Consider the following 13,338-nt stretch of genomic DNA (forward strand, 5'->3'; position numbering starts at 1 on the left):
CCGGGCCAGTTCATTTGTTCTTCGTATGAGTGACAAGCCCTTGTTTATAGGACTTTACAAGCGGTCTTGCCTGTTGAATATCGACATATCGTCAAGAGTTCATTCCGTGAGGGAATATGGTGCTGCCGCCACGCCGTTTTCTGCCGTCGCTTTCGCTGCTGGCGGCTTTCGAAGCCGCTTCCCGGACGGGCAGTGTCACCGCCGCGGCGAGGGAACTGGGGCTGACGCAGGGTGCGGTCAGCCGCCAAATTCTGGCGCTTGAAGAGCAGCTTGGCGCGGCGCTATTCCTGCGCGAGAGGCAGACGATCCGGCTGACAAGGGCCGGGGAGGGTTATGCAAGGGAAATCCGCGAGGCGTTGCGGCGAATATCGACGACCTCACTCAACCTGCGCGCCAATCCGGATGGCGGCACGCTCAATCTCGGCGTCCTGCCGAGCTTCGGCACGCGCTGGCTGGTGCCGCGTCTTCCCGATTTCATTGCCAGACACCCGGGCGTTTCGGTCAATCTTCTGACGCGATCATCGCTATTCGATTTCCGCACGGACACTGTTGATGCGGCGATCCATTTCGGATTGCCGCATTGGCCGGGCACCGAGCTGGTTTTCCTTATGCATGAAAAGGTCATTCCGGTCTGCAGCCCGGCCTTCAAGGAGCGACACGGACTTTCAAAGCCGGACGATCTGCTGCATGTCCCGTTGCTGCACATGACGACCCGGCCGGACGCCTGGGAACAATGGTTTCGCAGTCATTGCGTCAGTTTCGACAATGTGCATGGCATGCTTTTTGATCAGTTCACGACGATTGCCGAGGCGGCGAGCGCCGGTGTCGGGGCGTCGCTCATTCCGTCCTTCATGATCGAGGAAGAGTTGCGAAGCGGTCGTCTGGTTGCGGCTGTCGCGGGGGAAGTGGAGAGCGAGGAAGCCTATTATCTCGCTTGCATGCCGGATCGCACCGGTTATGCTCCGCTTGAGAGTTTTCGGCGATGGATCGTTTCCGAGGCCGCAATTGGGGCGAACGGCATGCCGGGCCAGTTTTCGGCGTAATCCGGTAACCGGCCTTGCAAGACGGACGCAGCTCAGCCAATAGTGCGCCATGACGCCTGGCACGAGCAGCCATGCACCGAAAGTTCAAATACGGGAGATGTCCGTGAAGCCCATTTTCGTTCAGCTTCAATGTGAGCCCGGCAAGACCTATGATGTCGCCGACGCCATCTATAAAACGGAACTGGTTTCCGAGCTTTATTCCACCAGCGGTGAATATGATCTGTTGCTGAAAATCTATCTGCCGCAGGAAGAGGATATCGGCAAGTTCATCAACCAGAACATCGTCAATATTCCGGGAATCGTGCGCTCGCTGACGACGCTGACGTTTACCGCGTTTTGATGCAGCCTATCTGACGATACATGCGGGCCGCGGGGTAGAGCCCCAGGAGTGCCATTTTGCACGGGGGCCATGCGCCACTTTGATTTTGCTGGAATGTTTTCTGCCTGAGGATGGGGAGCAGGTGGGGTGCCTTTATGCTCTATTCTTCAGGGCAGATTTGGCGATCTGCGGTCAGCGCAATGCAGGCAGCCGGATTATCGCGCAAGACATGCAAGAGAAGAGGCATGCAAGAGAAGAGCGCGCCATCGGACCGCTGTTCGGGGTCCGATATTTGGCGCGGTCGGTTTTTGACGGTTCTGTGAGCGGGCGAAAGTTTTCCCGCATCAGGCGACTGCGGCCAGATTCCGGTTGCGCACGAGATCGCGGATGGCAATCCGCACGTCGTCGGCGCTGTCGAACTTCTGTTCGTCCAGATCGTGAACGTGGAACTTCACCGCGATGAACTTCAGCCGGTCGTTGTCCGGTATGACGATGCCGACGGGTTCGCCAGCGAATTCAATAACTTGCTTTTGCATAGGTATACTCCCGCTGTGGCTTATTTACACAGCATGTTGTCGAACTGATTTTCAGGAAATTGAGACCGTCAGGTCACATTCGACAGCAGCGGGAACACGTGGATTTAAATCCAGCATTCCAGGACTCAAGACCAAGGATTGCGTTGATGTTGATATGTTTTGACATGACACACTCCCTGTATTGGTGTTGGCCCAGAATCAGGAGACTCGTTCTCCAGTTCCACACTGATAATCCAGACCAGCACTAAAATCAATGCTGATTGTTATAGGTAGAATATTTTTCTTTATGATGACAGGAGAGGGGCGGAATTGTGAAATTTTTGTTTTCGGCCGAGGCCGCCACGAAAAGCCCGGTGCAGCGGGCTTTTTATGTTTGTTTTAATTGCCGCCGGTAGCGGGCGGTGGGTAAATATGATCGTTTCCGTTGAAATCGGAAACGGAGTAACAGCCATCGCGGGTCTTTTCGGCCGCATTTCGGCCGATAGCGGCCTTGCCGTGACCGCCGGGAATGTCGAGAACATAGGTCGGCTGGCAGAGCCCGGAGACGTTTCCGCGTAACGCCGAAACGATTCGCTGGCCCTCGTCGATCGTTAGCCGGAAATGGCTGGTGCCGGGCGCAAGATCGGGATGATGCAGATAATAGGGCTTGATACGGGTCTCGACAAAGGCGCGCATCAACTCGGCAAGAACCGCCGGGTCGTCATTGACGCCTTTCAAAAGGACGGTCTGGCTGACCATCGCGATGCCGGCGTCGATCAGGCGCGCCGAGGCGCGCCTTGCGGTTTCGCTGAGTTCACGGGCATGATTCGCGTGCAGGGCCACATAGGTGGTTTTGCCGCTGGCCTTCAGCGCATCGATCAGTGCCACGTCGATACGGTCAGGATCGACCACCGGCACGCGGGTATGGAATCGGACGATCTTCACATGCGGTATGTTTTTCAGGCGCGTCATCAGGTCAGACAGGCGCCGGGGGGAAAGCACCAGCGGATCGCCACCGGTCAGGATGACCTCCCAGATGGCGGGGTTAGCATTTATATAGTCGAATGCGGCGTCAAGCTCAGCCGGGCTCATCATGCCATTGCCCTGCGGTCCGACCATTTCCCGGCGGAAACAGAAGCGGCAATAGACGGGGCAGACGTGCACCGCCTTTAAAAGAACCCGGTCGGGATAACGGTGGACGATGCCGTGGACGGGGCTGTGTGCGTCGTCGCCAATCGGGTCGTCGCGCTCTTCGGGAAGGTGAACGAGTTCGGCCGCGTCCGGTACGAATTGCCGGGCAATGGGATCCTGCGGGTCGCGGCTGTCGATCAGCCCGGCAATCGATGGCGTGATGGCGAGTGCGTAACGCTGCGTCACCGCGCGCAGGTTCTTCAGCGCTTCGGCTTCAATCAGCCCCGCTTCGAGAAGCGCTTCGGGTGTCTTGATGATCTCAAGCCCTGTCATCGTCCATATTCCGCGACTGGGGCCCACATGACGAGATCGATACGGGGCGCGCCTGTCGCCAGCATCACCAGCCGATCGAACCCGAGTGCTATGCCGCTTGCAGGCGGCATGATGGCGAGTGCGGCCAGAAAATCCTCGTCCAGCGGATAGGTCTCGCCGTAAATGCGCTGCTTCTCGGCCATTTCCATTTCGAAACGCCGTCTCTGCTCAGTCGCGTCGGTCAATTCACCAAAGGCGTTGGCGAGTTCAACGCCGCAGGCATATAGCTCGAAACGCTCCGCCACCCGCGCATCCCCAGGGGACTTGCGAGCAAGGGCCGCTTCTGCGGTCGGATATTCGTCAAGAATGGTCGCTCTGCCGAAACCCAGTTCCGGTTCCACCCGTTCCACGATGACACGGCTGAACATATCCGCCCAGGTATCGTCATCGGCCACGCGAATACCGGCATTGGTGAGGCTCGCGGCAAGATGGCGACTGTCGGTTTCGCCGTTTCGGCTGATGGTGGCCAGCAGGTCCACACCGGCATATCGCTCGAAGGCTTCGGCGACACTTACCCGCTCAGGTTCGAGAAACGGGTCGACGCTGCGACCACGATAGGTGAAACTCTTCGCCTTTGCGGTTTCAGCTGCCAGCGCCAGAAGATTGGCGCTGTCCTTCATTAGGCTCTCATAGTTTTCGCCGACCCGATACCACTCCAGCATAGTGAATTCCGGATGGTGCAGAGGGCCTCTTTCCCGGTTTCTGTAAACATGGGCAAAACAGGTGATGCGTTTTTCACCGGCGGCGAGCAGCTTCTTGCAGGCAAATTCGGGAGAAGTGTGAAGATAAAGCGGCGCGGCGTCGCCGGCCGGCGTCAGGCCTTGCGTAGCGAAAGCATGCAGATGAGCCTCGTTGCCGGGGGAAACCTGCAATGTCGCGGTATCGACCTCAAGAAAATCGGCGCTGGCGAAATAGCCGCGAAAGGCCGACTGGATCGCATTGCGCTCAATGAGAAACGCGCGTCGATCCGCGTGGACATCAGGCGTCCACCATGGCGACATTGTGTCTTTGCTTGCGCGCATTCTCAGTTCTTTTCCGTCTTCTCTGCGGCGCTCAATTGCGGATAAATGGCCCGCAAAACGCCTGATCGCATCATTTAAAGCATTTCCGGGCGGAAAACCGCTAGGCACTCTTCCGCGAATTGCTGTAGAAGGCTGGCAATTCGTGCGGATTTAAGGTAGTTGCGCCCCAGAAAAAAGACAAAACGTCTGCCGGGGCCGGTGCTGCCACGCAGTCCTTTACGACGCATTTCATCGAGTTACAAGGAAGTCATATGGTCAAGGTTATCGCCTCATCCGTCCGCAAGGGCAATGTTCTCGACGTGGACGGCAAGCTTTACGTCGTTCTCACTGCGCAGAACTTTCACCCCGGCAAAGGCACGCCGGTCACGCAGGTGGACATGCGCCGCATCGTTGACGGCGTGAAGGTCTCCGAGCGCTGGCGCACCACCGAGCAGGTCGAGCGGGCTTTCGTCGAAGACCTGAACTTCCAGTTCCTTTATGAAGACGGCGAAGGCTTCCACTTCATGAACCCGGAAAACTACGATCAGGTCGTGGTCGATGTCGAGACGATGGGTGACCAGAAGGCCTATCTTCAGGAAGGCATGACCTGCGTTCTTTCCATCCACGAAGGCAATCCGCTGGCCGTTGAACTACCGCGTCACGTCACGTTGGAAATCACGGAAACCGAACCGGTCGTCAAGGGCCAGACGGCGTCTTCTTCCTACAAGCCGGCAATTCTCTCCAATGGCATCCGCACGATGGTGCCGCCGCATATCGATGCCGGTATCCGCGTGGTCATCGCGACCGAAGACAATTCCTACGTCGAGCGCGCCAAGAACTGAGCCTGACGGCCAGTTAAAAAGCACCGGGCGACCGGTGTTTTTTGTATCACGAACAATAAAAAGCCCGCGTCGAGACGCGGGCTTTTTCTTTGCCTTGCGGCGTGTCTTACATGGCCTTGGCCGCGGTCCGGGTCGGTCCGGGCGCCTTCTTCGGAGCCGCGGTCTGGCCAACGGCGTAACCGCCGCCGAGCGCTACGTTGAGCGAGACGTAGTCCTGCGCGGTCGTTTGGATCGCCGTGGCAAGGTTTGCCTGTGCATCTGAGACCGAGCGCTGAGCATCCAGAACATCGAGCAGAGACGATGCACCGTCACGATAGCTGGCAGTGGAGAGCTGTAGCGCTTCCTGGTAGGAGGCGACGGTCTTTCTCAGAGCGTTGACGGTACGCTGGTCGCGATTGATAGCGGCCAGGGCGTTTTCGACCTCTTCCACCGCATTGAGAACAGTTGCCTTCCAGACGAGATATTGCTCTCGCGCCTGTGAGTTGGCGATGTCGACATTGGCGCGCAGTCTGCCGCCGTCGAGAATCGGAAGAGTTAGGCTCGGACCGAAGGACCAGCTATTGGCCGTTCCTCTAGCGCCGCCGCTCAGGAAATTATAGCTCGGGGTGATCGCACCACCAAGCTCTATGCTTGGATAAAGTTGCGCCTCGGTCACGCCGATCGTGGCGACCGCAGCGGCGAGATTACGTTCAGCGACGCGGATGTCCGGGCGGTTGCGTATCAGGTCGGCCGGAATACCGGTGGGGGGAACTGCCCGCGCAACAGGCTGGCGTGCGCCCTTCTGCAGTTCAGCGATGAGCGACGAGGCCGGCATGCCGAGCAGGGTCGCGATGCGGTGCGCGGCCTTGCGGAAGCTGGTTTCAAGGCCGGGGATCTGCGACAGCGTCGAATTGACCAGACCTTCGGACTGGACGACATCGAGTCGCGAGGCCGCACCGGCTTCGAGCTGCAACTTGGTCAGATCGAGCGTTTCGCGGCGCGAGCCCAGGTTCTGGCGAGCGATCTCCAGACGTTCCTGATAGTAGCGCACGTCGATATAGGCGGCGGCGACGGCTGAAATCAGCGTCAGGCGCTGAACGTCGACCGTGGAGTAAGCGGCATCGAGCGATGCATTGGCGCTTTCGGTGGCGCGGCGGTAACGGCCGAAGAGGTCTAGGAACCAGGAAACGCTGAGGCCGCCCGACGACACGTTCGTGACGGGAACATCTCGATAGCTGCCCTTGGTCTCGCTGGTCGAGTGGCTGCCGCTTGCCGTCAGGCTTGGCAGGCCGCCAGCGCCGTCCACGATCACCTGTGCCTGCGCCTGATTGATGCGCTCGATCGCCTGCATCACGGTCAGGTTCTGACTGAGGCCCGTGGAAACGTAACCATTGAGGCGGCTATCGTTAAAGGCCGTCCACCACGCAACGCTGCTGATGTCGCCATTACTGGTTTTTCCGGCTTCCGCAAACTTTCCCGGCAATTGAATTTCCGGCGTTTTGTGGTCGGGCCCGACGACGCAGCCTGAGAGCAGCAGCATTGTCAGGGGAAGAGTAGCGCGAATAGACAGCATGTAATTTTCCCAATTCTTAGGTTGGCTTACCGAGCGCGGCTTGCTGACAAACGGGCTGCGCGGTCGATATGCCCTAGAAACGTGCATTAGCCAAATCGGCAACATTTCTAGCAGCGTATTAACGGTTGGCACAGCCCATTTTTGTTTTGTTAACGCCTTGAAAGGCGGCGAATGATGACGAAAAAGGACGGAACGAAGAAAATTCCGAGCAGTGTTGCAGAAAGCATACCACCCAGAACCCCGATTCCGATTGCATTTTGCGCGGCGGAACCCGCTCCAGTTGCGATTGCCAGAGGCACGACACCCAGGATGAAAGCCAGCGACGTCATGATGATCGGACGCAGGCGCAGCTTGGCTGCCTCCAGCGCCGCTTCCACAAGACTTAACCCGTGCTCCTGCCTCTCCTTGGCGAACTCGACGATCAGGATCGCGTTTTTCGCCGCGAGACCGATAGTCGTCAGCAGGCCCACCTTGAAGTAAACGTCATTCGTCTGGCCGAAGAAATGGGCCGCAGTCAAAGCGCCGAGGACACCCACCGGAACGGCCAGAATGACCGAGAAGGGGATCGACCAGCTTTCATAGAGAGCGGCAAGGCAGAGGAACACGATCAGTACCGACAACGCATAGAGCATCGGCGCCTGAGAGCCGGAAAGGCGTTCCTGATAGGAAATGCCCTGCCACGCCACCGTGTAGCCGCCCGGCAGGCTCGCCGTCAGCCGTTCCATCTCGTCCATGGCGTCACCGGATGCAACGCCTGCACCGGCGGTGCCTTCGAGCGAGATGGCGCCCGTGCCGTTGAAGCGGGCGAGAGACGGAGGCGCATTGATCCATTTCACTTCGCTGAAGGAAGAGAAAGGCACCATTTCGCCATTGGTATTGCGGGCGTACCAGAACTTGAGGTCGTCCGGCTGCATGCGATAGGGCGCATCACCCTGAACATAGACCGGCTTCAGCTCGCCGTTGAGCGTGAAGTCGTTGACATCCCGGCCGGCAAAGATCGTCGACAGCATGAGGTTCACTGAGGACAGATCGACCCCCATGGCTCCCATCTTTTCCTGATCGAGAACGATCTTCATCTGCGTTTCATTGTCCTGGTTGCCGCTTCTGAGCGAGCTGACCTTCGGATTGCTGGTCGCCAGCGCGATCAGTTCCTTGGACGACGCGGTCAGGGCATCGGTGCCGTTGCGGCCGCTGTCGACGAGATACATCGAGAAGCCGCTTGATGTCCCCATGCCCTGAATGGCCGGAGGCAGAAGCGGGAAGACCTGCGCATCGCGGAAACCGAAGAAGGTGCCCATGGCGCGCTGAACGATGGCACCGGCATGTTGATCCGGCGCCGTGCGTTCTTCGAAATCCTTGAGCTTGGTGAAAACGATGGCGTTGTTCTGGCCAGAACCGCTGAAGCTGAAGCCGAGCACGCCGAAGACCGATTCGACATTGGCGGCTTCCTTTTCGCGGAAGTAGTTTTCTACCTGCTTCACCACCTCGTTGGTGCGTTCGATGTTGGAGCCGGTCGGCGTCTGGATGATCGTCAGAAGAACACCCTGGTCTTCCTGCGGCAGGAACGAGCTAGGCAGCTTGCTGAAGAACCAGACGCAGCCTCCGATAACGACCGCGAAAATGATCATCACGCGCAGCGGACGCTTCAGCAGATAGCCGATGGAGGACACATAACCGTCCGTCGTTTTGCCGAAGCCGCGGTTGAACCAGGCGCCCGGTCCGCGCTGCTTCTTGTGATGGTCGATCGGTTTCAGCATCGTGGCGCAAAGCGCCGGTGTCAGAACGATGGCGACCACAGCCGACAGCAGCATAGCTGACACGATGGTGATCGAGAACTGGCGATAGATGATGCCGGTCGATCCGCCGAAAAAGGCCATCGGAATGAACACGGCGGTCAGCACGAGTGCGATACCAACGATAGCACCGGTGATCTCGCCCATCGACTTCTCCGTCGCTTCAACCGGCGACAGGCCTTCTTCCGACATGATACGTTCGACGTTTTCGACGACGACGATGGCGTCGTCCACGAGAAGGCCGATGGCAAGCACCATGGCGAACATGGTTAGCGTGTTGATCGAGTAACCTGTCAACGCAAGCACGCCGAATGTGCCCAAGAGAACCACCGGCACGGCGATCATCGGGATGAAGGTGGCTCTGAGGTTTTGCAGGAATACCAGAAGTACGACGAAGACGAGAATGATCGCCTCGATCAGCGTGTGCACCACTTTCTCGATCGACAGTTTCACGAAGGGCGTCGTGTCATAGGGATATTCAATCGAAACCCCCTCGGGCAACGAACCCTCGACATTCGTCAGGGCCGCTTTCACGCGGGCCGCCGTGTCGAGCGCGTTGGCGCCTGTGGCGAGGTTGACTGCGAAACCGGCGGACGGACGGCCGTTGGAGCGGGAATCGCCGCCATAGGTTTCCTGGCCGATTTCGATGCGCGCCACGTCGCTGAGGCGAACGGTAGCGCCATCCTTCTCGACTTTGAGAATGACCTTCTCGAAATCGGCGACGGTGGTGAGCTGGCTCTGTGCCGTTACCGTCACGTTGAGCTGCTGGCCCTTGACGGCCGGTACGGCGCCGAGCGAGCCGACCGAAACCTGGGTGTTCTGGCTCTGGATGGCGCTGGTGACGTCGGCCGTGGTCAGCTGGTATTTGTTGAGCTTGAACGGATCCAGCCAGATGCGCATCGCATATTCAGAACCGAAGACGTTGATGCTGCCCACACCCTCAAGACGCTTGATCTGGTCCTCGACACGCGAGGAGAACACGTCGCCGAGATCGGCCGAGTTGCGTTTGCCGTCGGTCGAGATCAGCGCCCCGACCATCAGAATGCTCGATGTCGAGCGGCTGACCTGGATACCCTGCTGCTGCACGGTATCGGGCAATTGCGACTGGACAAGCTGCAATTTGTTTTGCACCTGAACCTGCGCAATGTCAGGCAGAATGCTGTTGCCGAAGGTCAGCGTCACTTCGGCGCTGCCCGTCGAGGACGACGATGTCATATAGGTGAGGTCATCGAGGCCGGTCATGCCGTCCTCGATGATGGTCGTCACCGATTTTTCGACGGTTTCGGCGCTGGCTCCGTTATAAGTCGCGCTGACGCGAACCGTCGTCGGCGCAATATCCGGGTACTGCGAAATGGACAATGTCCAGATCGCGAGGGCGCCGCCCAGCATGATGACGATGGCGATAACCCATGCAAACACGGGGCGCCGGATGAAGAAATGGGCCATGGCAGTCCTGCCTTACCTTTTACGAGCTTCGACCGAGGGTTTCGTGCTCATGCTTATTTCGTGGGGGCGGCGGCAGGCGGAGCTTGCTGCGGCAGAACGACGATACCGCGATCGTCGATGGTCACTTCAACCGGTGCGACAGTCGCGCCCTCGGCAATCCACTGGAAGCCGTCGACGATGAGCTTGTCGCCATCCTTGACGTTTTCCGTCACCAGCCAGGCATTGCCCGACTGCTGACTGGACGGGAAGGTGCGGGTTTCCACCTTGTTTTCCGCCGTCACGAATTTCGCCGTCAGTTCGCCACTGGCGTTGCGGCTCGCGGCGCGCTGCGGAATGCGGAAGCCTTTTTCCTTGCCGATGGTCAACGTGGCGCGAACATAGGTGCCGGGAAGCAGGAGATCGTCCGGGTTCTCGAACAGGGCGCGGATGGAGAAGGTGCCGGTGGTTTCGCTCACCGCCATGTCGGACATGTCGATCTTGCCGTCATGCTTGTATTCGGTGCCGTCTTCCAGCGTCAGGTGAATACCGGTCTCCTTCGTGTCGCCGCCGAGCTGGCCCGACGAGATCGCTTTTTTCAGACGCAGAAGATTGATGCTGGATTCCATCAGGTCGATATAGATCGGATCAATGCGGCGCAGCGTCGTCAAAGCCGTCGTCTGGTTGGCCGTCACCACGTTGCCGATGCTGAAGGCTGTTGCGCTGGTGATGCCGTCGAAGGGGGCGCGGACCTTGGTGAGATCGAGGTTGATTTCCGCCGTTTCCAGAGCAGCCTTGGTCTGCGCCACATCGGCTTGCGCCTGCAGCAGCGTCACCTTGGCGTTTTCATATTCGATCTGCGTCGCGCCGCTGTTGACCAGACGTTCGTAACGGGCAAGGTTCGCCTCGGCGCTCGGAACGCTTGCTTCCGCCTTCGCCACGCTCGCCTTGGCCTGCGCCACTTCTGCCAGATAGGTATTGTCCTCGATCTGGTAGAGAACATCGCCCTGCTTGACCTCGCTGCCTTCCTTGAAGGGAATTTCGCGGATGATGCCGGTGACGCGCGGGCGGATTTCCGCTGTCTGGAACGCGCTGGCGCGACCGGGCAGGACCGTGGTCAAGGGGTATTCCCCGGTCTTCATCAGGATGACGCTGACCGGAGACGGCGGACGCTCCGTATTCTGGGCGGCGTTCTGGCTGCTCTCGCCGCCATCGCTGCAACCCGCCAGAAGGGCGGTTACACACAGAGAAGCAAATAGGGGCAAAATACGTCGGCTCATTGTTCTTCCCTGCGTATCGATCGCATTCAACTATAAGCGCAATGTCGCTCGGCGGATGCGCGTCCGGAAACAGACACAAAAGGCGAAGGCCTTGGAAGTGACCCTTTTCGCTCATTCTGTCCGGACCGCCACGCCCATAGAAGCGCAGGCTTATGCGCTTCGCAAGCAATTGCGAGAAGGTGACGTAAATTGGGAATCGTCACTTAGCAAGCGGATTGCGCAACCCCGCATCGATTAAATCGACGAGTTGATCGCAACGTGTTGCTAAATTGCCGATGTCTTCCCGTGCCAGGAGGACGGGATGGATTACGCTTGTAAGCGCGTGGAGCACGGTGTTCGCAAGGGGCGAAATGTCGGCGGGGGCATAGATTCCCGCAGCGACACCGTCCCGGATAATGTCGGCCAGAAGGTTTGCAATGACGGATTTGTAATAGTCGCCGCATTTCATGTCCTGCTTTGCCGTCATCAGGATCATTTCGAATATGTAGGGATTGTCGTTTAAATCCCGGTGGTGCTGTTCCATCAGGGTGCGTGTTAGATGGCGCAGTCTCGAAAGCGGCGCGTGGCTTTTATCCAGCGGCTTGATGTCCCGTTCGAACGCGCCGATCTGCTCGAAAGCGATCGCATCAACGAGTGCGTTCTTGGAACTGAAATTCTTGAAGACATTCGCAGGCGACATGCCGAGCGCCGCGGCGATATCCGCAATCGCCACCGCATTGAAACCGCGCTGGCGGAAAAGCTCCTCGGCTTTGGCGAGAATGTCCCGCCGGGTTTCCTCGGCGGAACGACGAGGCCGGCGCCGCACGGGAAGGTCATTCTTCCTGTCGCCCTTTCTCGCCTGTTCGATCGTTTTGCTCACGGGTCAGACTCCGGGGAAGAACGGCTCCAGATTCCGGCGTACCCTTGCAAGCGGCGTTTCGCCGCTATCGTCGGGAACGAAGCGCTGTCCGGTGATGCGTTCATAAGCATCAATATAAACCTTGGAGGTCTGCAGGACGAGATCCTGCGGAATTTCGGGAACGTCGTCCTTATAAGGGTCGCAGCGTTCGGCGACCCAGGCTCTTACGAAATCCTTGTCGAAGCTTGCCGGCCGCGTTCCGTTGCGGAAACTTTCCTCATAGCTGTCGGCCATCCAGTAACGGCTGCTGTCCGGCGTATGGATTTCGTCAGCCAGGATGATCGTACCGTTCTCGTCCGTCCCAAATTCATATTTTGTGTCGACGAGAATGAGCCCCTGCTTTGCGGCAATTTCCTGCCCACGCTGGAACAGCGCCAAGGCGTAACGGGAAAGCGTGTCCCATTGCTCCTGCGTCAACAGTTTCTTCCCGACGATCTCTGCGGGCGTCAGCGGTTCGTCGTGGCCGCCATCGAATGCTTTGCTCGTTGGTGTGATCACCGGTTCGGGCAAAATCTGGTTGTCCTTCATTCCATCAGGCAGGCTCATGCCATACATCTGCCTTTCACCCTTCTTATAAAGGGTAAGGATCGAGGTGCCCGTCGTGCCGGCCAGATATCCTCGAACCACGACTTCGACCGGCAATATGTCGAGCCTCTTGCCGATAACGACATTCGGATCGGGATAGCTGACCACATGGTTGGGGCAGATATCCTTGGTATGCTCGAACCAGTAGCGCGCCGTCTGGGTGAGCACCTGTCCCTTATAAGGGATGCATGTGAGGATACGGTCGAAGGCGCTCAGGCGGTCGGTGGATATGATGATGCGGTTACCGTCGGGCAGGTCGTAGTTTTCCCGGACCTTGCCGCGGTAGTAATTCGGCAGCTCGGGAATGACGGCTTCATCAAGAATGCGCACGGGCTCTCCAATTCTTGGCTTTATAGGGACGTTGGACGCCCCGATCTGACTGAAACTCCTGTCCGTTCCTATTGCATGTTTCCCGAAGCAGGGCCAGTCGGCAGGTAAAGGAGGCCGTTGGACCCTGTTTATTAGATGAAACTCAAAACTCTCATTAAATAACAATAACTTACGAAAAATGTCAGTTTTTTGACGATAGGTGTGTTGACTTGTTTGGTGAGGTTCTCTTATAAGTCCGCTCACTGAACGAGGGCG

The 13,338-nt window shown here is 58.2% G+C and carries 11 protein-coding genes; 3 read left to right on the forward strand and 8 right to left on the reverse strand.

Annotation, left to right across the window (positions count from 1 at the left end):
• Window positions 1-116 precede the first annotated feature (116 nt).
• Both BS627_RS23665 and BS627_RS23670 read left to right on the forward strand, forming a co-directional pair.
• Complete coding sequence (locus BS627_RS23665; protein WP_077985569.1) at window positions 117-1,043, forward strand: LysR family transcriptional regulator; 927 nt, start codon at window positions 117-119, stop codon at window positions 1,041-1,043.
• A 103-nt stretch (window positions 1,044-1,146) separates the two neighbouring features.
• Complete coding sequence (locus BS627_RS23670; RefSeq protein WP_003521320.1) at window positions 1,147-1,383, forward strand: Lrp/AsnC ligand binding domain-containing protein; 237 nt, start codon at window positions 1,147-1,149, stop codon at window positions 1,381-1,383.
• A gap of 323 nt (window positions 1,384-1,706) precedes the next feature.
• Here the strand turns inward: BS627_RS23670 and BS627_RS23675 are convergent, their stop codons facing one another.
• From BS627_RS23675 to epmA, 3 genes are all read right to left on the reverse strand, one after another.
• Complete coding sequence (locus BS627_RS23675; RefSeq protein WP_003492264.1) at window positions 1,707-1,898, reverse strand: hypothetical protein; 192 nt, start codon at window positions 1,896-1,898, stop codon at window positions 1,707-1,709.
• Window positions 1,899-2,276: 378 nt separating this feature from the next.
• A complete protein-coding gene (locus BS627_RS23680; protein ID WP_077985570.1) occupies window positions 2,277-3,341 on the reverse strand; it encodes a lysine-2,3-aminomutase-like protein in 1,065 nt (354 codons plus the stop codon).
• A complete protein-coding gene (epmA, locus tag BS627_RS23685; RefSeq protein WP_077985571.1) occupies window positions 3,338-4,402 on the reverse strand; it encodes an EF-P lysine aminoacylase EpmA in 1,065 nt (354 codons plus the stop codon). The genes BS627_RS23680 and epmA overlap by 4 nt, the downstream gene beginning before the upstream one ends.
• Before the next feature lie 251 nt (window positions 4,403-4,653).
• On the opposite strand from epmA, the gene efp reads away from it, so the two are divergent.
• Window positions 4,654-5,223 carry an elongation factor P gene (gene efp, locus BS627_RS23690; RefSeq protein ID WP_065114199.1) on the forward strand — a complete coding sequence of 190 codons (570 nt, stop codon included), beginning with the start codon at window positions 4,654-4,656 and terminating at the stop codon, window positions 5,221-5,223.
• 106 nt (window positions 5,224-5,329) lie between these two features.
• Here the strand turns inward: efp and BS627_RS23695 are convergent, their stop codons facing one another.
• The 5 genes from BS627_RS23695 to BS627_RS23715 form a co-directional block, all read right to left on the reverse strand.
• A complete protein-coding gene (locus BS627_RS23695) occupies window positions 5,330-6,775 on the reverse strand; it encodes an efflux transporter outer membrane subunit (RefSeq protein ID WP_077985572.1) in 1,446 nt (481 codons plus the stop codon).
• A 149-nt stretch (window positions 6,776-6,924) separates the two neighbouring features.
• The gene (locus tag BS627_RS23700) at window positions 6,925-10,014 is read right to left on the reverse strand and encodes an efflux RND transporter permease subunit (RefSeq protein WP_077985573.1); all 3,090 of its coding nucleotides are present in this window, start codon (window positions 10,012-10,014) and stop codon (window positions 6,925-6,927) included.
• A 53-nt stretch (window positions 10,015-10,067) separates the two neighbouring features.
• On the reverse strand, window positions 10,068-11,270 hold the full coding sequence (locus BS627_RS23705) for an efflux RND transporter periplasmic adaptor subunit (protein WP_077985574.1): 1,203 nt from the start codon (window positions 11,268-11,270) through the stop codon (window positions 10,068-10,070).
• A 199-nt stretch (window positions 11,271-11,469) separates the two neighbouring features.
• Window positions 11,470-12,129, reverse strand: coding sequence for a TetR/AcrR family transcriptional regulator (locus BS627_RS23710; RefSeq protein WP_077985575.1), 660 nt, complete (start codon window positions 12,127-12,129; stop codon window positions 11,470-11,472).
• Between the two features lie 3 nt (window positions 12,130-12,132).
• Window positions 12,133-13,083, reverse strand: coding sequence for a phosphoribosylaminoimidazolesuccinocarboxamide synthase (locus BS627_RS23715; protein ID WP_077985576.1), 951 nt, complete (start codon window positions 13,081-13,083; stop codon window positions 12,133-12,135).
• Between the last annotated feature and the right edge of the window lie 255 nt (window positions 13,084-13,338).

It is taken from the genome of Agrobacterium salinitolerans (assembly GCF_002008225.1).
Taxonomy (GTDB): domain Bacteria; phylum Pseudomonadota; class Alphaproteobacteria; order Rhizobiales; family Rhizobiaceae; genus Agrobacterium; species Agrobacterium salinitolerans.